This window comes from Micromonospora sp. CNZ280, from assembly GCF_011759515.1.
Window position 1 is genome coordinate 1,181,996 of record NZ_JAAOYP010000002.1, and the last position, 22,911, is coordinate 1,204,906.

General features: G+C 69.2%; 24 protein-coding genes. 8 read left to right on the plus strand and 16 right to left on the minus strand.

Annotation, left to right across the window (positions count from 1 at the left end):
• Positions 1-4: 4 nt before the first annotated feature.
• The 16 genes from FHX32_RS20235 to FHX32_RS20310 form a co-directional block, all read right to left on the minus strand.
• Entirely contained in the window at positions 5-1,108 is a 1,104-nt protein-coding gene (locus FHX32_RS20235; protein ID WP_167185265.1) for a hypothetical protein, read from the minus strand.
• Between the two features lie 40 nt (positions 1,109-1,148).
• Positions 1,149-1,682, minus strand: a complete 534-nt coding sequence (locus tag FHX32_RS20240; RefSeq protein WP_167185268.1) for a hypothetical protein — start codon at positions 1,680-1,682, stop codon at positions 1,149-1,151.
• Positions 1,679-2,215 (minus strand): sigma factor-like helix-turn-helix DNA-binding protein, encoded by a 537-nt coding sequence (locus FHX32_RS20245; RefSeq protein ID WP_167185270.1) that lies wholly within the window; start codon positions 2,213-2,215, stop codon positions 1,679-1,681. The genes FHX32_RS20240 and FHX32_RS20245 overlap by 4 nt, the downstream gene beginning before the upstream one ends.
• Before the next feature lie 253 nt (positions 2,216-2,468).
• The gene (locus FHX32_RS20250; RefSeq protein WP_167185273.1) at positions 2,469-3,818 is read right to left on the minus strand and encodes a hypothetical protein; all 1,350 of its coding nucleotides are present in this window, start codon (positions 3,816-3,818) and stop codon (positions 2,469-2,471) included.
• A 266-nt stretch (positions 3,819-4,084) separates the two neighbouring features.
• Positions 4,085-4,603: a hypothetical protein gene (locus tag FHX32_RS20255; RefSeq protein WP_167185276.1), complete on the minus strand. Its 519-nt coding sequence runs from the start codon at positions 4,601-4,603 to the stop codon at positions 4,085-4,087.
• Entirely contained in the window at positions 4,587-5,519 is a 933-nt protein-coding gene (locus FHX32_RS20260; protein ID WP_486481246.1) for a DNA-processing protein DprA, read from the minus strand. The genes FHX32_RS20255 and FHX32_RS20260 overlap by 17 nt, the downstream gene beginning before the upstream one ends.
• Entirely contained in the window at positions 5,519-6,646 is a 1,128-nt protein-coding gene (locus FHX32_RS20265; protein WP_167185282.1) for an ArdC family protein, read from the minus strand. The genes FHX32_RS20260 and FHX32_RS20265 overlap by 1 nt, the downstream gene beginning before the upstream one ends.
• A 535-nt stretch (positions 6,647-7,181) precedes the next feature.
• A complete protein-coding gene (locus tag FHX32_RS20270) occupies positions 7,182-7,862 on the minus strand; it encodes a GGDEF domain-containing protein (RefSeq protein ID WP_167185285.1) in 681 nt (226 codons plus the stop codon).
• Positions 7,863-8,015: 153 nt separating this feature from the next.
• Complete coding sequence (locus FHX32_RS20275) at positions 8,016-9,029, minus strand: DUF4192 domain-containing protein (protein ID WP_167185290.1); 1,014 nt, start codon at positions 9,027-9,029, stop codon at positions 8,016-8,018.
• A 48-nt stretch (positions 9,030-9,077) separates the two neighbouring features.
• Positions 9,078-9,401: a hypothetical protein gene (locus tag FHX32_RS20280; protein WP_167185293.1), complete on the minus strand. Its 324-nt coding sequence runs from the start codon at positions 9,399-9,401 to the stop codon at positions 9,078-9,080.
• Positions 9,402-9,569: 168 nt separating this feature from the next.
• On the minus strand, positions 9,570-10,322 hold the full coding sequence (locus FHX32_RS20285) for a hypothetical protein (RefSeq protein WP_167185296.1): 753 nt from the start codon (positions 10,320-10,322) through the stop codon (positions 9,570-9,572).
• A gap of 11 nt (positions 10,323-10,333) precedes the next feature.
• Positions 10,334-10,882, minus strand: a complete 549-nt coding sequence (locus FHX32_RS20290; RefSeq protein ID WP_167185300.1) for a hypothetical protein — start codon at positions 10,880-10,882, stop codon at positions 10,334-10,336.
• Positions 10,883-11,066: 184 nt separating this feature from the next.
• Positions 11,067-11,534, minus strand: a complete 468-nt coding sequence (locus FHX32_RS20295) for a hypothetical protein (RefSeq protein WP_208418906.1) — start codon at positions 11,532-11,534, stop codon at positions 11,067-11,069.
• A 64-nt stretch (positions 11,535-11,598) separates the two neighbouring features.
• The gene (locus FHX32_RS20300) at positions 11,599-11,925 is read right to left on the minus strand and encodes a hypothetical protein (protein WP_167185305.1); all 327 of its coding nucleotides are present in this window, start codon (positions 11,923-11,925) and stop codon (positions 11,599-11,601) included.
• 356 nt (positions 11,926-12,281) lie between these two features.
• A complete protein-coding gene (locus FHX32_RS20305; RefSeq protein ID WP_167185308.1) occupies positions 12,282-13,031 on the minus strand; it encodes a GGDEF domain-containing protein in 750 nt (249 codons plus the stop codon).
• Between the two features lie 118 nt (positions 13,032-13,149).
• Positions 13,150-13,608 (minus strand): hypothetical protein, encoded by a 459-nt coding sequence (locus tag FHX32_RS20310; protein WP_167185310.1) that lies wholly within the window; start codon positions 13,606-13,608, stop codon positions 13,150-13,152.
• Positions 13,609-14,434: 826 nt separating this feature from the next.
• On the opposite strand from FHX32_RS20310, the gene FHX32_RS20315 reads away from it, so the two are divergent.
• From FHX32_RS20315 to FHX32_RS20350, 8 genes are all read left to right on the plus strand, one after another.
• Positions 14,435-15,016: a hypothetical protein gene (locus FHX32_RS20315; RefSeq protein ID WP_167185313.1), complete on the plus strand. Its 582-nt coding sequence runs from the start codon at positions 14,435-14,437 to the stop codon at positions 15,014-15,016.
• 382 nt (positions 15,017-15,398) lie between these two features.
• Complete coding sequence (locus FHX32_RS20320) at positions 15,399-16,523, plus strand: hypothetical protein (RefSeq protein WP_167185316.1); 1,125 nt, start codon at positions 15,399-15,401, stop codon at positions 16,521-16,523.
• A gap of 167 nt (positions 16,524-16,690) precedes the next feature.
• On the plus strand, positions 16,691-17,515 hold the full coding sequence (locus FHX32_RS20325) for a helix-turn-helix domain-containing protein (protein WP_167185319.1): 825 nt from the start codon (positions 16,691-16,693) through the stop codon (positions 17,513-17,515).
• Positions 17,516-17,815: 300 nt separating this feature from the next.
• Positions 17,816-18,352: a hypothetical protein gene (locus FHX32_RS20330; RefSeq protein WP_167185323.1), complete on the plus strand. Its 537-nt coding sequence runs from the start codon at positions 17,816-17,818 to the stop codon at positions 18,350-18,352.
• Positions 18,353-18,849: 497 nt separating this feature from the next.
• Positions 18,850-19,899, plus strand: a complete 1,050-nt coding sequence (locus tag FHX32_RS20335) for an SMODS domain-containing nucleotidyltransferase (protein ID WP_167185326.1) — start codon at positions 18,850-18,852, stop codon at positions 19,897-19,899.
• Positions 19,896-21,461, plus strand: a complete 1,566-nt coding sequence (locus FHX32_RS20340; RefSeq protein WP_167185329.1) for a ThiF family adenylyltransferase — start codon at positions 19,896-19,898, stop codon at positions 21,459-21,461. The genes FHX32_RS20335 and FHX32_RS20340 overlap by 4 nt, the downstream gene beginning before the upstream one ends.
• Positions 21,458-22,003, plus strand: a complete 546-nt coding sequence (locus FHX32_RS20345) for a Mov34/MPN/PAD-1 family protein (RefSeq protein ID WP_167185333.1) — start codon at positions 21,458-21,460, stop codon at positions 22,001-22,003. Before FHX32_RS20340 ends, FHX32_RS20345 begins: the two co-directional genes overlap by 4 nt.
• Positions 22,000-22,791 carry a DUF6602 domain-containing protein gene (locus FHX32_RS20350; protein WP_167185336.1) on the plus strand — a complete coding sequence of 264 codons (792 nt, stop codon included), beginning with the start codon at positions 22,000-22,002 and terminating at the stop codon, positions 22,789-22,791. Before FHX32_RS20345 ends, FHX32_RS20350 begins: the two co-directional genes overlap by 4 nt.
• Positions 22,792-22,911: the final 120 nt, after the last annotated feature.

The following is a 22,911-nucleotide window of genomic DNA, read 5'->3' on the forward strand; positions in this document are numbered from 1 at the left end:
AGGTTTACGAGGCGGATGCCGGGTGGTGTGGGACGTGGCCGTTACTGCCGGCCAGTTGGGCGATCCGGTCGATCAATGTGAGCGGCGAGTCGAGCAGGCCGCTGGCTCCGGTGCGGCGGATCCATTGGACTTGCCGCAGGGAGATGTCGTGCTGCTGTGCGAACTCGGCGAGCTCGATCTCCGGGTTGGCTTTGAGCTCGGCCCACAGCTGCCGCCACCGGTCGTAGGACGCCTGGTCCTGCGGCACCCGGCGCAGCACGTCGGCGGGCGGCATCGGCCCGGCCAACACAGGCAGTGCCCCCGGTTCCCGCTCGGCGTCCGGGTCGGCGCCGGTGTCGGACGGGGCCGGGGGCAGCAGGTCAGCGCCGATGACGCGGGCCCAGCCGGCCACGTCGGTCTGTGTGGTGAGTGCGACGGCGACCGCGTCGAGGTCGAGCGTGGTCGCGGCGATGTCGGCACGGACTGGGTCGTCGTGCCGGGACCGCATCAGCGTCTCGACATGGGTGGCGAGCGCGGCGCGGCGCTTCTCGTCGCGGAGTTGCTGCCGGGCGGCGTCGAGGGACTCGTGCAGCGGGAGGCGGTGGGCGAGGGCGAGGGAGCGGGCGCGGCGGGTGACCGCCGGTTCACGCCACCATTGGGCGAGGCCGTAGACCGGCGCCGTGTCGGCGAGTTTCCCGGCGGCCCGCAGCGCGTCGCGACGGCGGGCGGCGGTGTGCATCAGCCACACCGCGTAGGCGAAGACACCGAGGCCGCCGAACACCGTGGCCAGGTATGGCACGTCGCGGTGGCCAAGGACGTTGATGGCGACGCCGACGGTGACCGAGCCGGCGGACAGCACTCGCCAGCCGTAGGCGGCCTCACCGAGCCGCTGCCGCCAGTCGGCGAACGCGGACGTGACGACACCGCCGATGTCGATGACGGCGGCGAATGGGGCAACGAGGGCGGCTCGCCACCACCAGTCGAAGCCATCCGGCCAGGGCGGGGTCTGCACCCCGACCCAGATCTGCCCGATGGTCGAGCCGAGGGCGGCGATGACGTAGAAGGCCCAGGCGGCGTGTTCGGCGGCCCGGCCGTGTGGGGCGTCGCCGGGCGTGGCGGTGAGGTTCATCGCTCACCCGCCGCTGGCGTGGTGGTCGCGAACGCGAGGATCATGGGGTCCTCCCGCGGAGTGCGCAGGCCCATTGCTCCGCCGCCTGTGCCGGCTGCCCAGCCGGGCACTGGTGGTGCGTTGCCGGTCCGCCGTTGGCGCTGTGGTGGATGGTGTGCACCTCGGCGGGGTCCACGGCGTCCCACATCCAGCCGAACCCGACGCGGTAGCGGCCTTCGTCGTCTGGGGCGATGACCTCGGCGTGGGTGGGGTCGCTGTGCAGGACGCGTGCGTCGACGACGACCAGGTTGCCCAGCCATGACACCGAGGCCATGTGTTGGAGGGCGTCGAGCCACGCCTCGTCGAGGTGTGCGCCGCCGGCGACCGACGGGCTGATTGTTTGGAGCATCTCAGCGTGCTGGCTGTCGATGATCGCGCGCATCACCTGCGGCGTCACGGTGAAGACCTGCCAGCCGTTCCACCTTCCGGTCGGGATGCCAGCGAACCCTTCGCGGTAGCGGTGCTGGCAGGACAGGTCGGGGCTTTCCAACCATTCGCCGCTGAACACATGTGTGTCGGGCCGGATCGTGCTCATCGGGCCACCGCCGTTGCGTCGGCCATCGGCATGGCCAGGGCGGAGTTGAGCCGGCGTAGCCCGCGCCGTTGCAGATCCTTGATGGCCGCGGTGCTGCGGCTCAAGGTGGCGGCGGTGAGATCGCGGGGGTAGCCGTCGAGGTAGTGCAGCTGGATCGCGGTGCGCTGGTTGTCGGTCAGGTGGTCGTGGATCTCATGGGCAGCCCGCAGGTAGCGACGGGCGGCCCAGCCGTGGCGGGTGCAGGCGCATGCGGCCGGCTGCAGGAACCAGCCGGCCGCGTCCTGGGGTGCGGACGGCAGCTCGGTGAGCGCGTCGGTGAAGGCGTGGTGCACGGCGTCGGGAATCGCGTCCCAGTCGCAGTCGCAGTCGCAGTCTCGCAGCCGGACCGGCACGTAGCAGGTGACGATGTCGAGGTGATCGGCGTAGAGCCGGCCGAACGCGTCGCGGTCGCCGTCTTGGGCGCGGCGCAGCAGTTCGAGGGTGGCCGGCGAGGTCTCGCGGCGGGGCCGCGTTGGGCGGCGGTTGTCTGCCATGACGGGGCTCCATTTCTGAAGATCGGAGAATGAGGTCCGGGCACGGCCTGCTGGCCGTGCCCGGAGGTGGTGCTGGTGGCCGGGCGACGGCCAAGTGCAACGGCGTCGTGATGGATGAGATGAGCTGTGGCGCCAGGGGGGCGCAGGGGCCGACCGGTCGGGTGCCGGCCAAAATCCGCTAGTCGCGCAGCCTCCATCCCCAGGGCGGGTGCCCTATTGGGCCTCGGTGGAGTGGTCGGGTGCCGCCTGTGGGCTACTCCCGAGTCACTGCAGGAAGCGTTGCCGCCAACGTGGCCGTCTTGGTCGCCGTTCGGAACATCGAGACCGAGTTCGCGGCGATATCCGCGACGCCGTCTGCTCGCTCCCGCTGGGTGAAGGGCAATCTCGCGTGCGGACCGATGCGGAAGGCGGGCAGGTTGTAGTGCTCACGGGCAACGACGTTCCCGTCGGCTGTGGTGTACTCGTCGAAGGATCCGAAGTCGAGGCCGTCGATGTCCGTCTCCCGGTTGCCGGTGCAGACGACGGCGAGGTCGTACGTACGGCCGTCGATGAGTCCCGCACCGGGCAGCGCGACGGGCCGTGCCCGGCGACGCAGCACGTTGAGTCGCCGGAGGCCGAACCCGTCCGGCCGCAGGTAGCGACCGATGGCCTGGTACCTGCCACGAATGTCGGCCTGCCACTCTTCGCACGTCGTCGGCAGGCCGTCGGAGTACCAGTCGATCCGGTCCACCCGGTCCAGCGCGGCAGCGGCCATGAACGGTTGCGGCGCGATGCCCAGGCACGACTCGACGGCGCACTTGCCAGAATCACCACCACCGACAACCGCGACACGACGTACACCGCGCAGTGGCCACATGCCGGCCATGCGCTGCATGAGTTGCGGGAAGGTGAGGATCGTGGTGCCGTTGGCGACTTCCTGGTCGTCCGGGTCACCCACGCCCCGGGCGTCGATGACCCGACCGGCGAGAAGCGAGGCGTTGCCCTCGATTTCGATTTCGACCCCGGCTCCGTCACGAGCGACCGACAGGACCTTGGCGTTGGTCACCACGTCGGCGAACTGGGCCAACGCGAGGCGGATCACGAACGCCATGTCCGTGTTCGTCTGGTACTCGACCATGGACACGTTCGCTGCCTGGATCGGTGCGCCCGGCAGGTAGTTCAGGCTTGCTCCCTGGTCGCCTGCCAGTCCGGCGCTTCCCGCACGGTTGCGGGAGTTGAGGTAGAACGTCGGCCGCGCGGTCATGGCGAAGCTGCCGCCGACCCGCTCGTGGCGTTCTAGGACAAGCGGCTTCGGGTAGCCGCTAAGTACGCGGATCGCCGAGTAGGTCGCTGCGTGGAATCCGCTGCCGATGATGACCTCACGGTCGGTGCTGCTGGAGCCGAGCATGTCTTGCTGACGCAGCTCGTCTGACCAGTAGGCGTCCAGCGCCTGGTCAGCGAACTCGCGGCCGTACGGGTCCAGGGCAATACCGGTGAGCCTCGCCTGCCACGGGCTCGGGAACTCCGACTCCCGTTGGATCATTGCCCGCATTCCCGCAGCGGCGGACTCCCGCACGGCGGCGGCGGTGAGGAGGGACTCGATCTGCGCGGATGGCTCGAACATGGCTCCGCATCCTTTCTTCGGAGTCCAGGTCACCGCGCCGGGCCGCGTACCAACCCCGGGTGCCCCCGGGGTTGCGGCACGCGGCCAGCACGGTCCCCGGAAGGGTTAGGTGGGTTGCTGGGTCTGGCGTGTTACCAGCCCCAGGTGGGCAGATCGCCGATCTGGTCGGTGTCGGTGTGAAACATCAGGTCGTCACCGCGCATCGGCCGGAAGGTGGTGCAGACAAAGCAAGCGCGCCGGAAGCCGGCGCGCGGTGGTGCCGTAGGTCAGGTGATGGTTGGCAGGGCGCGGATGCGCAGCGGCGGGATCCGACGCCACGACGCGGCGAGCGTGCCCGGCTGTGCCGGGTGATCAATGACGTCGTAGTCGCGGATCCAGACGGCGTACCAGGGCTCCGCGGGCGCTGCCTGCCGCAGCAGCTGATCTGCGCCGGGCGGGCTGCCCGCCAGGGCCCGGTGTTCGCTGGCCCGGTACCGATGCCGCCGTCCGGCGAGCATCGGGCAGGCCCGGCGGCTGTAGGCCGCGCACGGCGGGCATGCCGCCGGCTCGGCCGTACACTCGTAGACCAGGTCGGATTCCTGGGCGAACAGCACCACCCGCCTACCCAGCCGCTGCCCGCAGACCTGGCACAGGGCGCGGGTCAGGCACTGGTACTGCGCCAGGTCGGTGAGCTTGCCGAACAGATACAGGCCGCCGCGGGTGGCCGGGGTGATCCACGGAACGACAAGCCCGCCGGAGCGGGGCCGCCCGGCCAGGTGCACAGGGATCTCAGGCGCTGCCGTCACGGTTGCCACCTCCGTCCGGCTCGCCTGGGGTCAGCGGCATGAGGTCGGCCAGCACGTGGCCGGCATGGGCGACCGGCCGCACCCGCCGTTCGGTGCGCAGCAACTCGTGGCAGCCGGCCGACATGGTGGAGGTGACCGGACCGGGCACGACCATGCCGATGCGGCCCAGGTCGACGGCCAGCCGCACGACGTGCAACGCGCGGCTGCGCAGCGATGCTTCGACCACGACCGTGCCGGCCGTGAGCGCGGCCAGCAGTAGCTGGTTGGCCGAGGCCCGTTGCAGGGTCGGTCCGGCCCCGGGCGGCCACGCACTGAGCAGCAGGCCGTCCTCCGCGAGGCGGTCGAACAGACCGCGATGCTGGTGTGGATGGGGCTGGTTGAGGCCGCAGGGCAGTACCGCGACCGCGTCACCGTCGGCGGCCAGCGCCGCCCGCAGCACGGCTCCGTCGATCCCGAGCCCACCGGAGGACAGCACCGTCCAGTTCTGGCCTGTCAGCTGGGCGGCGAGGTCGGCCGCCACATGATTGCCGTAAGGGCTGCTGGCCCGCGATCCGGTGATGGTGACCGAGGCCGCCTGCCGCGGAACCGTGGCGGACCCGCGCGCCCACAGACACACCGGCTCGGCATCCTCGAGGTCACGCAGTCCGGTCGGCCAGTCGGGATCGGCCGGGATTACCACTCGGCGGCCGCCCCGCTGGGCGTCCTCGACGGCGACGGCCACCTCGCCCCACATCTGTGCCGTGGGCAGGTACCGGATCTCCGACCGGCGAACGAACGGCACGCCCCGCCGGGACAGCATGTCGAGAGTGTCGGTCGGGCCGTGCTCGGCCAGCAGTTGCCGTAGCCGGGCATCGCCGGGTTCGCACAGCCAGCCGAGCGTGGCCCGCGCGAACCGCTCGTCGGCGTAGGTGTCCATCACGCGGCCCTCCGCCCCGCCGCGCCGGCCAGCTCGAACGCGACCTGATCTGGTTCGTCAGGTCCGACCTGCCCTGGGTCGGACTCCCCCGTGGTGCCATCGGCCGGGGTGAGGTCGGCCAGGATCTGCTTGGCCACCTGCAGCACTGTTTCGGCGCACTCCTTGACCAGGTCCATGTCGCCGCCAGCCCAGCCGAACACATAGGCGTCGGAGTAGGCCGCGCTGTCCATGCCCAGCGCCCGCAACACGATGTGCGCGACGCTCTCGGCCTCGGTCTCGTTCCGCCCGCGGTGTACGGTTTCGCCGACCGCGGTGGTGTCGAGGTGCCCGCAGCGGATGTGAGCCAGCTCGTGCAGGGTGGTCTTGGTCCGCTGCGCCGGGTCGACATCGTCGCGGACCTGCACGATCTGGACTCCCGGGCCCCGGACCGTGACCCCGTTCGCGCTGCGCAAGTAGCCGGTGCGCGGGGCGACGAGCTCGTAGGCGTACCCCTTGTCCTTGATGAGCTTGACCAGGTCGTCGAAGACACCGGTCGGGTCGTCGCCGACGAGCAGCTGCGGGCTGGTCCCGCGGTTGTGGACCCGTCGGCGCACCAGCACGGTCGGCGGCTCGAACGGCTCTCCCTCGGTCTGCGACAACTCGAAGGTGTTGGCCAGGCCGAAGCCCACCACCTGCACGGCGGGGCGCCCGGACGGTTCCCGCTTGACCTTGCGGCCGGCAGCTTCCCACTCGGCGGCCTGTTCCTCGGTCGGCCGCCGCTTGATCGGCGCCCAGATCTTGAACGCCTTCTCCCCCGCGCGCACGAACCGCTTGTGGGCCTTCCAGCCGGTCGAACCGTCCTTGCGGCCGTACGGCAGGAAGTAGCGCGGTTCGATGCCGCGCTCCTCGGCCTGGACCAGCAGCAGGATCTGGTTGCCGAGGCTGTAGCGGGCACCGAACGTGGCGACATGGTCGATGAACTCGATCCACTGCGCCGGTTCGGCCGCCATCCGGGCCAGCCGGGCGTCGAAGTCGGCTTTGATCTTCGCCAACAGCTCCACGCGATCGCCGTCGCTGCGGCTGGCCTGCTCGGCCCTCGGGCTGTTCTTGGCCCTGGCCTTCGTGGCCCTGGGATTGTGCTTGGCCATCAGTGTGGCCCTCCTATCCCCGCCTCGTGGCGGCGGACAGGTTGGGACCGGTGCGGCCCCAACCTGCCCGTAGGCGCGAGGTGAGGCCGCCGCCCCCACCAACGGGGCGAGCGAACTGATGAAACTAGACGGTCCGGGGATCGGGATCGGCATGCAGTTCGGCGTGGCGGGCCGAGCCCAACTCGACGACGCCGGGACCATGTGGCCACAGCCGGGCACCCGGCACGCGGCGCAGTCCCAGTGCAGCGGTTCGCCGAGGATCGCGCCTTGGGCCGTAGTAGACGAAGACGGCGACCGCCGGCGCCTGCTCGTGGCCGTCAGTGATGCAGCAGACAGCGGTCATGGCTGCACGTCCTCGGCCAGGTTTCCGAAGTTGGCGACGGTCTGCGCGAAGATCCGGTCGCTTCCCGTTTGACCGCCTCGTCACTGATCCCGGCGGTCATGCGCGTTGTCCCAGTCGATCAGCCCCTACGCGCCCCCGCCGCCGCCACGGTAGGTCGCGCTCCAGGTCGGCATATGACCAACCCGCGCGTCTTCATCGGTCCTCCCCACCATCAGCGTGGGAGGCGCGTGGGCCGTCAAGACCGTGCATCGTCACCGGATTGAATACCGCGGTTTGCCCGCGGCCGACCTGTTTCGCCGCGCGCATGGCACGGTCGGCGCGAATGAGCGTCAGCCGCTGGTCGCTGTCGGCGTATGGGGAGAACGTGGCTACGCCGGCGCAGGAAGTCACGGTGAGCGCAATGGGAAGCCCGGAGAGAAGGATCTCGGTCGGCTCGGCGACGGCCGCGACGAGGCGTTCGGCGTAGTCGACGGCATCGGCGCGGTCGTCGAGCATCACGGCGAACTCGTCGCGGCGCAGCCGGAACGCGGACCCGCGGGCTGCGGACGCGGTGTGCCGGAGGCGGCCGCAGGTCAGGACGAGCAACTGGTCGAGCGCACGGTGGCCGAAGCGGCTCACGAACGCCCGGGTGCCGTCAAGGTTGACCAGGATCACGACGACTTGCTGGTGCCGTCCGGTGGAGTTGGCCAGAGCCGCGTGGAAGCCTGCGCGGTTGCCCAGGCCGGTCAGGTCATCGCGGCGAGCTGCGTGCATAGCGCCGGCTACGGCGCTGCGGTGGTAGGCGGCAGCGCGGACCCGGGTCAGGTGGTAGGTGATGGTGGCGGTGATCGCTATCGCCGCCAGGACTGCGGTGACCTGCGCGGGGGTGGACACTGGTGCCCACACCTCCAATCCCATGGTCGGGAGGTGTCGAGGGCAGCCGGGTGCCACCGGCTGCCCTCACCTCAAGCGGTGCGCAAACCCCGTGTTCGTGGGGTCTGCGGGGATGCCGGCGGCGCCCTTTGTGGGCACCGGGATGTACAGGTGTTAGTCGGCGGTCGTGCCTGTGCTGGCTGACTGCCACAGACGTGGCGGCATACCGGCCTGCAAGGCACGGCCGAGCAGATGTGCAAGGTGGTAGTCCGGATCGACGTGCAAGGCACGGTCCACGGCGATGTTCGCCAGGGTGCCGTCACCGGCGAGGTAGGCGGTGATCGCGAGCAGGCAGGCCGGCGCGGCCGTTGCCTCCGGGACGGCGCGGCGGGTCACGTCGATCCATAGCCGCCGCTGGTCGTCGCTGCCGTCGCATGCGATCCACGCATGGTCGCGGACCTCGGGCACCATGAGCACGGCGGTCAGCCACGCCACGGCGTCGTCGGACAATGCCTCGCTGCGGCTGGCGGATTCGTATGCCTGCCGAACCGCCGCGATCCCGCTGCGCACGACGTGCCCAGGTGCGGCTGCCTGCTGCTTGCTGCCATCAGTCGAGGCGTCGCCGTCGGTGAGCATGGCCGTGAGCCGGCTCAGCGCGGTGTCGCTCGCGGCCCGCATCCGGTCACGTTCTGGGCCGGTGATCGGCGTGATCAGGTGCTCCAGCGCGGCACGGTCCGGCAGCGGGGCGATGCCGAGGTAGACCGCCTCGGCCGGGACGATGCTGGCTGCGGGGTTGTACGCCACCCCGTCGGCGCAGCCGGTGTCTCCGCACAGGCAGTAGTAGCGGCCATCGGCGACTCGCAGGACCTCGAGCACGTCGACGGCGGCGACGTGCAGCGCCGCGGTGAGCAGCTCGGCGGCGGGTTCGACACGGTCAGCCGTGCCGTAGCCGACGAGGATCGTTGCCGATCCGTACCGCGAGATCAGCGCGGCCGCCTGCGCGGCCGGTGCCGACAGTCCCTGGACCTCGGACGGCTGGGGAAGGTCGAGTCGGGCGACGAACCGTACCCGCCGGTCGTCCAGGACGACGCAGACCAGGCTGTCCTGCGGGTGAAAGCCGACGAGGTAAGGCACCACGGCGACGATGTCCTGACGGCTGGTGAGCCGAAGCTTTCGGGGCGCGACCACAGTTGGTCCTCCTTCAAGGGTGAGTGGGGAGAGTGCAGCGGCTGGAGATCAGCGGCAGTTGATGAGCGCGGCCAGCACCGCGTCGACTTGAACGGTGGTGAGGCTGGTGACGGTGGTGCCCGACAGCCGGTCACGGCGACCGGTCCGACCAGCGGCGGCCGACCGCCGCCGAGACGGGCGACGAGCAGGCTGGCGACGGGGTTGAGGCGGCGGGCCCTCGAGCGGCCGTCCTCGTCGCGCCAGACGTACAGATCCGGGGTACCGATCGGAAGATTCCAGCCACCCGCAGACCGCGCGGCGCAGCAGATCGTCAACGGTGCCGGCATGCAGCCGCATGTGGTGCTCGTGGCTGGTGCCGTCCTCGGCGACCACGATGAAGATGAAGGATGTACGGGCCATGGGGACCCCTGTCTGTGGAGCCTCCGCGCACGGCCGTCTGGCCATGCCCGGCGAAACTGGTGGCCGGGCGTCGGCCAGGAGTGCGCGCGGGCCAGTCAGGTCCGCGCGGGGCTTGCCTCGGGCGGTGTGGTTGTGCGGCGGTCAGGCTTCGAACACGGAGGCGCCTTGGACGGTGACCCGCATCGGTACGGTGCCGTCGGGCCGTCGCAGCCACCCTGCGGCGTCGTCGAGGTGCGCGGAGATCTGTAGCACGGCGCTGGTGTCGATGTAGGCGAACACCCACACGCCGGCCACGTGGATCGACGGGTGGGGCGCGTCGTAGGTCGCCGGCACCAGGCGGGCGGCGAGGTTCGCGGCGATGGCCGTGACCGGCAAGGATTGGTGGATCTCGTGGAACTGTGCGGCGCGGCGGCGCCAGCCGTCGGGGTCGTTGCCCGGCGGCGGGTTGCCACCGTGGCGGTCGGCCCACTGCTGGGCGCGGTCGGCCATCACCTCGCACAACCTGGCCGCTTCCCCGTAGAGGGTCGCGTCGGTCAGCTCGGCCACGAGCCGGGGCTGCGGCTCCCCCGCCGGTCCGCGCAGCTGATGCACTCGCAGCTGCACCGCATGGGCGCCCTCGTGCAGGACCAGCTGGTAGCGGTAGTCGAGGTCGCCGATATAGGCCTCGTCGTCGGCAGCGGTGCCGGTGACCTCCATCCGTGGCAGCGTGCCGGGGAAGGCGTCCGCGTGGGTGAGCCACGTGTCGACAGTGAGTGGGCGCTGGTGCCGGTCGGCCCACGCGACGAAGTCGGCTAGGTGCGGGATCTGGTACTCGGGGCTTCCCCAGCCGGCCCAGAACGAGCGGCTGGCGCCGTGTTGGTCGGTGATGGTGATGACAGCGCGATTGCCCATCATGTGGGCCTCCTTCACAAGCGGCGACGGGTAGTCGGAACAGCTGCAGTGGCGGGAGCATCGGTCGGATCCGCTCGGCCGGGATCCGGCGCAGCACAGCCACGCCCGAGCCCCGTAGCCGATGCCGGGGGCCGAGATGGTCCCAGCGGGATGCCGTTGACGGTGACCGGTGGCGTCGGGTCGATCAGGCGCAGGATCGCCGCCGGTGGCAGGACGGCCCGTTTCCCGCTGGTGTAGGAGATGACCCACCAGCAGTTGCGGCTGGGCCACACGGCGGCGACCGTGCGCGTGGTGCCGTCGAACGCGACCACGTCATCGCCGGCGCGCAGCTCGCGCACCGCGCGCAGGCGCACCCCGTCGGCAGGGCGGACCACCCAGGGCGCGACCGCCTCGGCGAGCCGGCCGCACGGCGACGGTGGGGCGGCGTAGTCGACACCGACGCGGGCGGGCGTGATGGACGTGACGGTGGCCGGCAGCCAGGCGGCGCGGGCGTTGACGTGCACAGCCTGCCCCAAGTGCAGGACAGCAGGGGGTAGCGATGGGAAGGCGAACAGGTCGGTCATACCGGGCTCCTGTGTGTCGAGATGAGAAGACCCGGGCACGGCGGTGCGGCCGTGCCCGGGGGTGCGCAGGACATGCGCGTGCTCAGGCCGGGCGACGGCCGGTGAAGCGGACAAGACGGTCGCGGATGATGGCGGGCAACGGCTGCCGCCAAGGGCAGGCACTCGTGTGGCAGCAGCCGCCGGTTCAGCGGCGGGTTGTTACCGCGATCTCGATGTGCAATGCGCGGACGGCGGCGTCGGCGGCATCGCCGACGGTGTCGAACGATGCCGCCTCGGCCCCGCCCGCCTGATACAGGGGGAAGGCAACCCGGCGGGTGCGGTTGTGGATCCGAACCCGCCAACCTTGCCCGGTTCCCTCAGGTGGCAGCAGAGAAGCCACGGCGTCCACCGGGCCGGCGGGTGGCGTGATGTCGACGGTGTGAATGGCGGCGTCGACGTGCTGGCCGGCCGCCACCTGCCAGCCGGGCGGCTTCCGGTCGCGCAGTGCCGCGACCGCCCGGTGCGCCAGCTCGGCGCTGAGGGCGACCTGCCGCTGGTGCGCGTCGGCCCGCTGGCGGTACTCCCGCTCGGCGAAGGTGATCCAGTCGCCGCGTTCGGGATCGTGAATGAGGTAGCGACCGCACCCGCCGCACCACAGATGGCCGTCACGCACCTGCTCGATGGATGTCTGGCACCGCTGGCACACCGCCCGGGTGCCGGGCGGGTGGGAGGCCGCTTCACCGCTCACCGTGCGCCGCCCCGGTCCGGTTGCCCGTCTCGCAGTCGCGGACGTGGTCGGCGATGAGGTCTCGCTGGTGGCTGTCGAACCTCGTCGCGCAGTCCGCGCAAACCCATTGGCCGGCCTGCGCGTGGAGCAGGTCGGCAAGGTGGTCGTCGTTGGGCCAGGTGTCGAGGTGCTTATCTTCGGTGAGATCGGCTCCGGTGTCGGTGCGGTGGACGCCAAAGCTGCGGACGTCGTCGTCGGACACGAACTCGGTCAGGTGCACATCGACTCCGTCGATCATGCGGGTACCGCGGTCGATGTGGCGGATAACTCTGCTCAACTGCGCAACTCCTGTCATCTGCGGTCTGGTTGGTTCGCCGGGCCCACACCTCCTGTCAGCCGAATCGGCAATGAACGAAGGGCCCAGGGCACGGCGATACGGCCGCGCCCTGGATGCGCACAGGGGGTGCGCAGGTGAGGCCGGGCGACGGCCTACGAATGGATGTGATGGCCGACAAGCGAACGCCGCCGGTCAGCGATGCGCGGTGCCGGCAGTGGCGACGGGCAGCGCGCATGCCTGCATAGAGAAGGCGGCTCGGGCACGGCCACCCAGTGCCGCAGAGGCTCCGGCGGGCGACCTGGTGGACTCTGCGCCCGTCACGCACAGCGCCCGCTCGCGCGGCCAGCGGCGCTGGGTCAGGAGCCGTTGGCGGTATGCCGGGCGGCGTGTCGGTCACGGTGCCGGACCGCCGGGCGCACGCCGCGCGGAAGCGGCTGACCATCGCGACCGGGGTCGTAGACCTCGATTCCGCCGCCGCGCCGCTTCGCCGTGTACATGGCCCGGTCCGCCCGGCCGAAGGCGACGTGCGGGTCACCCCCGGGTCCGCGGCACAACCCGATGCTCACGCGCATCGGCTGCACGACGCTGTCGATGACGACCGGCGGCGCCACCGCGGCGGCGAGAGACCAGGCCAGCACGTGCAGGTCGCGCGGCGTCACGACGACGAACTCGTCCCCGCCGAGGCGGGCGACGAGGTCACCGGGTTCAGCGACGCGCACGAGCCGTTCAGCGAGCGCGGCAAGGTACAGGTCGCCGCCGGCGTGGGTGTGGGCGGTGTTGACGTCATGCATGCCGTCGACGTCGATGAGCGCGACGGTCACATCCATGCCGGCGACGTCACCGAGGTACCGTTCGGCGACCCCGCGCACCGCGAGCCCGGTGACCGGGTCCAGGTGCGCGACCGCGAGGTCAGACTCCAGTTCGGCGATGCGGCGTGTGGCGCGTACGGCACGGTCGTTGTAGAGGGCCAGGACGATCGCTTGCAGGGCGATGCCGAACACGGCGATGAAGCCCGCCAGCATGGTGTGGCCAGTGAGCAGCACGGTGAGAACGACGGACTGGCTGAGCGCCGTGACGACGATCGAGGCCCAGCGGATGGCCGTCACGGACGGTGCGAGATGCATCAAGAAGGTCTCCTTCCATGTAATTGGGGTGAGGCCTCGCAGGCGCCGGCTGGCGAACCGGGTCGACCGGTTCGCCAGCGTGGGTGAGGGTGCTGTGGGATCAGCGGGTGCAAAGCGCGACGAGGATGTCGCGGTGGTGCAGCCCACCGATGCGGTGGTTGGCCTCGGCCAGGTAGGCCATGTGCGTGGCGTACTGGTCGCTGGTGGCCACCAGGTGAGTGCCGTCGAGGCAGAGGAAGCTGTTGCCCGGGATGGCGCAGAGCCAGCCGTAGTTGGCGTAGCCGTGCGCTCCGGTCTGGAATGCCTCCAGGTGGCTGGTGGGCAGATCCGTGAGCCTGTTCGGCAGGGCGTTGTAGGTGAGCATGGTCGCTATCCGGGGTTGGGCGAGGTAGTGCCGCTGCGCCTTGGCGAGCGGGTACTTGTCCGGCGCGTCGCGGTGCCGGTCGAGGAAGGTCCAGTAGGGCTGGGCGGGCCGGGTGCCGGCGACAACCTGGTTCCAGAGATGCCAGCGGTACCAGTAGGCCCGGTGCGCGGCGGCGCGCATCGCGTCGAGGTCCAAGAGTCGGAGGGGTCCGCCGGCGGCGGTGTTCTCCCGGGGCTGCAGAAGGCTGCCGCGGTGGAAGCGAGTGTTGGCGACAAAGTGCCCGGCGCTTCCGAGACTGGTAAGCGGCGTGGCCGCGAGGCGGATTGCGGCCGTTGCGGCCAGTTGGTCGGTGGGGGTGCCATGGGGCAGGCACACGATAGTCAGGGACGTGTGGGGCACGAGTTCCTCCTCGCAGGGCGTGGCGGGACACGGGCGTGCCGAAGTCGGCTTCCCGGGAGAGGGAGGTGAGAGCTTGACCGCGATGCGGTCAGCGGCACGCGGGAAGGGCCCGCGGCGGGGCGCGTGGACTGCGCGGTGGTGCTGTGGGGTGGGCAAGGCGCCTACGGGCGGGGCAGGCCGACCGGCCAGATGGCGGGTGGGCGGTTGCGACCGCGGTCGTGGGCGCCGTGGCCCGGATGGTGGTGCATAAGGGGTTTCAATGAAATGAGTCCTCACCGTAGCTCGGTCACCCAACAGGCCAACCGGCGGCGCGCATCCGCCGAAAACCACCGTTAACCTGCGCTGTTGGGCGCGCCGCGAGCTTGACGGCGTTGGTGGTAACGACCCCGTTGGATCGGCTTGGCGCACTGGTGGCCAACACCAAGGCCCATCGAGTAGTTGTTGAGTAGCCCCACGTGATGACACAAGGCTGCGTCGCCGGACTCTGCGCCACTCGCCCCGGCCTTCGGTCGCGTTGGAGAACGCCGCGCCGCGGTCAGGCCGCCAGTCTGCGCGGCTCCTGGCGGTGGCACCTGGCATAGGTGCCGGAAGTGTCGGCGTACCAGCCAACGTGCACAGCCAGGTGCAGCCGAACGTGCCCAGCGCCGTGCAGATGGATGGTGAGACGAGCCGAGGTATGTCCGACGCTTCAACCGGCCACGAGCCCACCAGCGGACTCAGCGAGATCCACAGGAACGGGCTGGGCGAGCCCCTCGCGGCGTTCCGTTACCACCGACCCGGCATCGACCGTGTGGCGCATCCACTTCTGGCCGATGAGCGGACGTTCGGCTCGCTGAGTGGTGGGTTCTCCAAGCCGTACGTCGGCGCGCTTCTTGCCTCGACACGGTTGGTGGTGCTGGGTCTCGATCCCGGCCGATACGAGCCGATCTTCCAGGCCTGGGACGGCATCTTGGCCAGCGGAATCCGCAAGTTCGGCTCGTACAGCGTCTGGATGGCGACCACCCCTTACCTGCGGGCCCCGTGGACGAAGAGATCGGTCCCTACCGCTACTACGAGGCCCGGGTCGGGTTCATGCGCCGCTGGCTCAGTGACCCGGACGCCCAGGGGGCAACTGGTGATCTTCGAGGCGTACCCGTTGGCACTCGACCGGGTCACCGCGGCCATGAAACCGCCGGCCAATGTCATCGACGAGTTTGTCTGGTAGTCGATCGCGGACCTGCCCGTGTCTGAGGTGTTCACCTTCGGCCACCCGTGGCACGTACTTGCCACGAACCTGGGTCTGCCGCTGGTCGCCGCGCTGGGCGCCAGCGGCGATGACTACGGCAGCGCGGTGGCCGGCCGGGCTGTTTGGGCCTACACCCTGCCCAGCGGGCAGCGGCTGGTCGTTGAGTGGCATAGCGCGAGCGCGGCCCGCCCACCAGCAAGGAGACCGCAATGCTGCGCCAGGCGCTTCGCGACGTCTGACCTGTCGTGGCGCGGAGCACCTGCGGGCGACCAACATCAACGGACATGGCTCGCGGCAACCCCGCCGACGTTCAAGCGTGGTGTCCGTCCATGCGAGTCCGAGACGGGGCATAGTTGCTGCCATGACGATGACGGTCGATCAGGCGGCCTTGCCGGAGGGCGTGTACAGCGACGGCACCTACTTGTGGCGCGCAAAGCCTGGGGCCACCTCTACGTTCGAGGAAAGCGTCGCGGCCCGGGAACTCTTCATCGACCTGCATGCAGATGAGTTCTGGAATCCGTGGCGTATGGAGGAACAGGCGGCCGATCTGGAACGGGCCGAGCGAATCATGCAGGAATGGGAGCGGGCCGAGCCTGGCTTTCGACGCAAGACCAAGCGCCAGCTCGAAGCCGAGATGGCTCGGTGGGACCGAGAGTTCGAACGGAAGCGTGCGAAGCGCGAGCAGCAGCGCCAGGACAACCTCAAACGCTACGACCCTGAACGGGATCAGGCACGCCTTACCCTGCTGGAGCATCAGTGCGCCTTGGCGTATAGGACAGAAAAGCTGGCGAAGATGCGCTCGGGCGAGGCGTTCCCCCTCATGGACCCGAAGCGCCGAGCAGATGAGGTTGCCGAACTCGAGGCTGCGGTGGCAGGACACCAGTCTGCGGTCGACCAACTAGCCCCCGTCGTGGGCGACCCCGAGGACGTCGTTGACGCGAACGGATACCTTCCCCGCGACCGGCGCCACTCCACGTTGTTCTGGTACCGGGAGCGGCGCATCGCCGAGGTCCGTGAGATGCGTGACGCGCTGCCCAAGTTGCAGCCGCAGATCAAGGCGACCGAGGACCGACAGGAGCGGTCCAAGCTCAAGGCCCGCCACGACGTCATGAAGTGGCGACTGGACAAGCTGCTCGCCGTGCCGCGGCTGGAAGCCGAGGACATGTGTGCCGACTGTCCGATGCCCGCCCACAAGCACGGGTACGTCACCCCTCCGTTCGACGGCCCCTGTCCAGCTTGGCCGGCGTGGGGTGCGCGCATGAAGGAGGCACGGGCGATGCTCGCGCGCATGGCGGACGCCAACCGAGCGCGTAACGCCATCCCGGCGCCCCCGAAGCCCGAGCCGCTGGCGGTGATGCCGTCCGGGTTGCCGATAGCGCAGGTCGTGCAGCGCCTTCAGGAACTGCAGCAGCAGTACCCAGACGCTGAGGTTCGCCGGGGCCGAGCAAATCGGTGGGAACTGTGGCCTGCCAGCGGCAAGGCGTGAACCGTCGTTCCACGAACGCGGTCAGCCCCTGACCCGACCCTGACCAGCAAAGGCCGGCGTCACCGTGGAGCCGACCCGAGCCTGACCCGTCGAGATCGGCGGCACGCTCTGGCTCGACTGGACGACGCGGGACAGCCGACAACGCCGCGATGTGGTCGACTACCGCCATGGCTTCGCCGCCGGTCGCGTTGACCGAGCGCCAGCTGGAGGTGCTGCGCTGGGTCGGTGACGGCTGCCCGGCGAGGAACTGGCCGGACGAGACACACAAGCTCACAGCGCGGGCAATGTCCCACCGCGGCCTGCTCGTGGTGAGCCGCAAGCAAAAGGTGTGGACGGCGACAATCACCGAGGTGGGGCGCTACTTTCTCGACCACGGGCACGCACCGCCCGGGTCAGTCCGGGAGCCTGCGCTGGATGTGCGGCCACGGCGGGGACGCTCGCCGCTGCCGACGAGGCCGACGATCAACCTGCCCGGGCAGCGCACGGAATCCGACGAACCCGGCGTCGACGCAACCGCTCGGGCGATGCGCCGGGTCGCCACCCGCACCAAGCCGCCCGGGGTCGTGCGCACGACGCGAGAGATCAGGGAGACGTGCATGCGCTACAAGGTCGTGGTCACCCGCGTGCAGGTCGCCGAACGCCTCGTGCGCGCCACCAGCGAGGAGGACGCCGCCAAGAAGGTACAGGAGGAGTTCGACAAGCCCTACGGCTACTTCGGCTCGTGGAAGACCGTCACCTCCGAAGTCGACGTCATCGAGGCCGAGCAGACCACCGTCATCGGCCCGGCGAACCTGTCGAGCACCGGGCCGCTGCTGCTGAGTATCAAGGACGCCGCAAAGGCGCTGGGCATCAGCTACTCCGCGCTGTACCAGATAATGAACCAGGGCGACATCGAGTGGGTCAACATCGGCTCGCGCAAGTTTCTCGCCCGCGAAGCGCTCATGGACTTCATCAAGGCCAATAGCCACAAGGGCTACTACGTCCCTCGATGACACCACACGGCCGAGCAGCACGAAGCCTGCGGGCTTTACGTCTGCGGATGCCAGGATGTGCGAGGAGAAGGGCAGGGCCGTGGTGGGACGGATGTGATCCCGGGTTCCCACCGGGAGCGTGCGGTGAACGCCGCCGGTGCGGCGTCCTGAGCGCGATCGGTAGCCCGAGGGGCTGCACGGGACCAGACACCCGCTCCGGAGAGCCCCACTGGGCTTGACAGGTTCCGGGACCTCAACGAGATCAAGTCTGTGTACCACCCATCCTGTCGCGCGCTATACCCTGCCCGCAGAGGGGCCCACATGCACGGACATGACTCTGCTGTCCATCCTGATGTCCGTATTGCGCTTCCCGATCACCGGTGCATCGGCGCCGGAATCTGCCTGGTTTGCAAGGCCGTAAAGGAGTGGCAGCGTGCCACAGGCGGCAGGGCCTGGACGCTCTCGCGTGAGGACCGGGCCCGTCTCGCCGTTGCGATCATGAAAGCCGCGGAGGACGTCGGCAACCCGATCACGCAGGTCCATGTCGCGCGGATGCTCAACGTGCACAAGTCACAGATTTCGCGCGACATCCGGGATCTCATCCCCGACAGCGAGGGCCGGAATGCGTTCGACCGCCGGCGCATCGAGGGTGCCAACCACGGCGGTGCGCGTCAGAAACGCAAAGATGTCGAGCGCGTCGCCATGATGCGCCAGGATCTCGGAGCGATCCTCGCCCAGCGGCTCACCTCGACGGATGACGCGATGCGCCTCGTCCTGTCGGACGCGATGGTGGAAGAGATCCGCGCGTTGCGCGACCTCTGCAACACGGCGCTTGTCGGCGCTGGCATGCTCAGCTGACACGACCAACGATGGCATGCATCACGTCGGCGCGCCGTAAGGGCGAGGTCGCGGACGCCTGGACATCTGCGGCCAGGGGTTTCGGTAACAACGGGCGTCCGGTCACGGTATTGAGACTGGCAGGCTCTGTTGATCGAGTAGTCGGAATCAACCACCATCAACCCTGTCAGGGGTGACGCTCCGTCACGGACCGAGATCCGGGCCATCCGTGCCGAGCACCCGCATCTGGCCGATGAGAGTGCGTTCCGAGGCGACAATGAACGGTGAGTGCTCGCTGGCCGAGGGCTCGGGCGGCTGCTGGTGCGCTTCGTAGTGTCCGGCCGTCAGCTGAGGAACGGCCATTGTTGTCAGACCCTCCCGCTACTGTCGATACCCGGTGAGCAGGACGAATAAAGCTGCCAGAGTAGGCGTACCCCATGGATTCGCTCACGGACGGCACCCGACCGGGCACTCACTGTCGAGACGTGGGGTAGGTGGCACGTGGAGGAGATCAGGCGATGCCGGCGTTGGTGACGCAGTTCGACGACGCGCTGGGGAACATTGAGCCGACGGAGGCCGACAAGACGAACGCGCCGTTGGCTCATGCAGAGGTGAGTGATGCGCTCGCCAACGATTCGGTGATCGCGGGTTGGGGTTTCGAGCGGCTGCTCATCGGTAGCTACAAGCGGCACGTCAGCATCCGGCGGATCAAGGACGTCGACGTATTCGGCCGGCTGACCGAGGTGGGGAGTGACGTCTTGCCGAGCACGCTGCTGAGCGAGTTCGAGCGTGTACTGAGAAAGGCGTTCCCGCCAGTTGACGGCAAGACGCGGGTACGCCGGCAGGCGCGCAGCCTGCAGGTGAGTTTTCCGGAGTACGACGGGTTGTACGTGGACGCGGTCCCGGCGCGGCCGTGGACTTCGCCTACTGGCGTCGAGGCGTGGCAGCTGCCGAAGCGCGAGGACGGTGACGATCCACAGGGCTGGCAGGCGACGAACCCTCACGAGCTGACCCGTCTGACCACTGAGTTGAACAACGCGGACAACTTCGACGGCTTCTACGTGCCGACTATCAAGCTGCTGCGGCAGACGCGCCGAAGTCTGATGGGTAAGCGTAAGCCCGGTGGGCTCACCGTCGAGATTGCCGCCCTGCACGCCTTCCGCACCGGCCTGGTTGAGGGGCCGACGCAGGCCGACTACTACGCCAGTGCCCTACGGGAGACCGGGAACGTCCTGCACGACGCGTTCGTACTCGGCTTCGGGCTCGATGATCCGACGATTCCGGGCGAGAAGGTGGTCGTCCGGGCAGAGGACGCGGACAAGCGCGATCTCGCCAATGCGTTTCTGGACGCCGCCGATCGGGCCGAGGAGGCTTTGGCCAGCGATGATCGGTGCGCTGCTGCGAAGACGTTTCGTGATCTGCTCGGTAAGGCCGTCGATGACCAAGGGGACAATGACTACGTGTTGCCGATGCCCGCGGACTGCAACGCTGACGGTACCGCCAAGAGGTTCGCGTCAGTGACCGCTGGAGACCGTACCGTCCCAGCAGGTAACCGCCGGTTCGGATGACCACCGTCGAAGGAAGCGACGCGGCCGAAGCGCTGCGTATCGGCAGGGCCGTCGCCCGCGACGCGCTCCTGCACGTGCTGGCCCAGGCCGGCTTCCGGCGTGTTGCCGGCCCAGAGGACCGCTGGCGCGGTGCCCTGACGTTCCAGCCAGCCAGTAGAGGCAACGGGTTGGCGCGAACGACGTTGGTCGAGATCGTCCTTGAGGACGACTTCCCCTTCACTGCACCGAAGGTCTTGCCGCTGAGCCGTGGCTGGGCCGAGCAGGTAACCGGGCGAACGTTCGCCGACAACTATTACGAGGCCAGCAACGGCTGGCACCGTGACCTCGACCGTGCGATGTGCCTGTTCATCCAAGCAGATCACACCCGGATCCCCTGGGCCGACGGCGAGCAGTTGCTTGACCAGGCCCGTGCCTGGCTGGCCCAGGATGCGGCAGGGTGGGGCGACGACGTACCCGCGCTGGACCTCGACCGGTACCTGCACCCCTCGGCGGAGCGAGCCCTCATCCTGTACGGCAATCTGGCTGGCCACGAGGGCAAAGTGCTCCAGCTGTGCCGGAAACGGCACGGCGTTCTTCGCGTCGGCCCAGTAGCGGCGCCTCGCCGGCAGGGCCGCGCAAGCGGCCACCGAATCTGGCCGTCCGACACGGTGCTGATACTGAACGCTAAGGAATTGGACAGCCCGATCCGAGACTGGGACGATCTCTGCGCCGCCGTTGATGCTGACGGTGCCCGTGCTCTGGCCCGCGCCTACGACGACGGCCTGCGGAAGGTAATGCTGATCTACCGCCACCGTGACGTTCGAGGAGTACTGGGACTCGCGCTCGCCGTCGACAAGGACGACAAGGTGACCGTGAAGTCCCTGAAGACGGCTCCCGACGACCTCGCCACGCGCGCCATCCGCGCTCATCCCCGAGCGGAGGAGCTCGCCAGCAAACGAGTCGCGGTCGTCGGCGTCGGCGCTATCGGGTCGGTGGTCGCTGACCTGCTACATCGCAGCGGCGTCGGGGAACTGGTGCTGATCGACGGTGACCTCCTTCTGCCGGGCAACACCACACGCCACCTGCTCGACGGCGATGCGGTCGGGTTGCCGAAGGCCCGTGCAGTCGCGGAAGCCCTCTGCAAGACACGTCCCCGGTTTGGTGCCGTGCAGTGGCAAGACGATCGGCTGCGATCCGTTGCCGACGCTCTCACCCTGCTCGCCGGTCACGATGTTGTCGTCGATGCCACGGCCGACTCCACCGCCACCGCAATGCTTACCGCGGCGGCGCGAGCTGGCGCCGGGCACATGCTGTCCGTGTGCGTCCTCGCTGACGGCTACGCCATCCGAGTCGACCGCACTCCCATCCGTGACGGCGAGCAGCCGCTGCCACTCCCGCAACTGCCGCCACCCCAAAGCGAGGTCTACGAAACCGGGTGTGGCAGCCCCATCAGCCAGACACCACCGGCGGCGGTGTGGGAGGCCGCCGCCCTTGCCGTCCGCCACACCATCGGCCTGCTGCTGAATCCCGGCACCGCCGTGCCTGGCGAACAACGTGCCCTCGCCGAAGGGCAGGATCCGTGAGTACGCACCACAGCGACATCCTCATCACCCGGCAAGCCTTCGACGCGACGATCGCCGACGGGATGGCGGCGCTTCCGCACGAAACCGGCGGCATCCTGCTCGGCTTCCGCACACCAAACCTCGTTGTGGTCACCCGCACGGTCACAGTCGCGGATCCGCAGAGCAGCCGGCGCGGCTACCTGCGGCGCCACCGCCAAGCACAAGCCCGATTGGCCATTGGGCGCGGCGCTGCCCCGCCCGTGGTGGGATACGTCGGCGAATGGCACACCCATCCCGCTGACATCGGCCCGAGCCGGACCGACCTGCGCGCCCTCGCAGCCATCGCCCGCCTCGCCCAGGGGCCAGTAGCACTCGTCGTCCTCGCCGACCCAGCCCAGGGGCTCTCGCATGTCTACGGCCGCGTTGCAATCTGCCAAGACATTTGGCCCGTGGCCGCCATCAACCCCGTCCAGATCGACGAGGCTGAGGTGGCGATCACCGAGGACACGGCAGCCAGCCTGGAAGCCGAAGCCACGGCCCTAACGACAAGGGAGTCTTCTTGATCGCCGAATCCGACGACAACCGGCCATTTAACCTGCGCACCGCCTTCGCCGCGAAGTCGAAGCGCCTGCGGGCCGTCATGGAGGCCGCACCGGAGCTCGTCGGTCACATGCCGACCATCGGCGACGGCAGCGAAGCCGAATGGATCACGATGCTTCGCGACTTCCTACCGAGGCGATACGCCGTCGACAAGGCCTTCGTCGTCGACAGCTGCGGCCACCAAAGCCTCCAGCTCGACGTCGTCGTATACGACCGGCACTTCACCCCATTGTTCTGGGAGATGGGCGGTGCTCTCTTCCTGCCCGCAGAGAGCGTCTACGCCGTCTTCGAAGCCAAGCAGGAACTCGACCTCGAATATCTGCGCGAGGCCGGGGAAAAGGTGGCCAGCGTCCGCCGGCTGCATCGGACAACCGCACCCATCGTGCACGCAGGCGGCACCGTCAGCAATCCGAAGCCACCGCCACGAATCCTCGGCGGCCTGCTGGCCTGCCGGAGCGACTGGAATCCACCCTTCGGCCGCGCCCTGCGCAGAGGCTTGGACAATCTCACCGAGGACGAGCGTATCGACCTCGGCTGCGGTCTCGAACACGGCGCGTTCGAGCTACCCGAACACACCACCGCGGATCCCGGCCTCGTCACCGCGGACGCCGAGGTCGGCCTAGCCTTCTTCGCGATGCGGCTCCTTGCCCGGCTTCAACAGATGGGCACCGTCTCAGCTATGAACATCGACGCTTACACTTCGGTGCTCGCACAGCGGTCTTGTGAACTGCCAACAGAGGTTCCGGCATGACGAGAGGGCTGCGATTCGGCCTACGATCTTTAGCGCTGAGCCAGCGCGAACGTAGTCATCGCCGTTGCACGGCCGGTTGAGGCTCAGCTGGCAGGCCACCTTAACAGCGAAGATCGGTAA

Coding starts and splice junctions, on each gene's coding strand:
- FHX32_RS20250 (WP_167185273.1), bottom strand. CDS start 3,818: ATGTTCGAGCCATCCGCGCAGATCGAGTCCCTCCTCACCGCCGCCGCC.
- FHX32_RS20285 (WP_167185296.1), bottom strand. CDS start 10,322: ATGATGGGCAATCGCGCTGTCATCACCATCACCGACCAACACGGCGCC.
- FHX32_RS20240 (WP_167185268.1), bottom strand. CDS start 1,682: ATGAGCACGATCCGGCCCGACACACATGTGTTCAGCGGCGAATGGTTG.
- FHX32_RS20245 (WP_167185270.1), bottom strand. CDS start 2,215: ATGGCAGACAACCGCCGCCCAACGCGGCCCCGCCGCGAGACCTCGCCG.
- FHX32_RS20265 (WP_167185282.1), bottom strand. CDS start 6,646: ATGGCCAAGCACAATCCCAGGGCCACGAAGGCCAGGGCCAAGAACAGC.
- FHX32_RS20330 (WP_167185323.1), top strand. CDS start 17,816: ATGCACGGACATGACTCTGCTGTCCATCCTGATGTCCGTATTGCGCTT.
- FHX32_RS20290 (WP_167185300.1), bottom strand. CDS start 10,882: ATGACCGACCTGTTCGCCTTCCCATCGCTACCCCCTGCTGTCCTGCAC.
- FHX32_RS20320 (WP_167185316.1), top strand. CDS start 15,399: ATGACGATGACGGTCGATCAGGCGGCCTTGCCGGAGGGCGTGTACAGC.
- FHX32_RS20325 (WP_167185319.1), top strand. CDS start 16,691: ATGGCTTCGCCGCCGGTCGCGTTGACCGAGCGCCAGCTGGAGGTGCTG.
- FHX32_RS20235 (WP_167185265.1), bottom strand. CDS start 1,108: ATGAACCTCACCGCCACGCCCGGCGACGCCCCACACGGCCGGGCCGCC.
- FHX32_RS20335 (WP_167185326.1), top strand. CDS start 18,850: ATGCCGGCGTTGGTGACGCAGTTCGACGACGCGCTGGGGAACATTGAG.
- FHX32_RS20340 (WP_167185329.1), top strand. CDS start 19,896: ATGACCACCGTCGAAGGAAGCGACGCGGCCGAAGCGCTGCGTATCGGC.
- FHX32_RS20260 (WP_486481246.1), bottom strand. CDS start 5,519: ATGGACACCTACGCCGACGAGCGGTTCGCGCGGGCCACGCTCGGCTGG.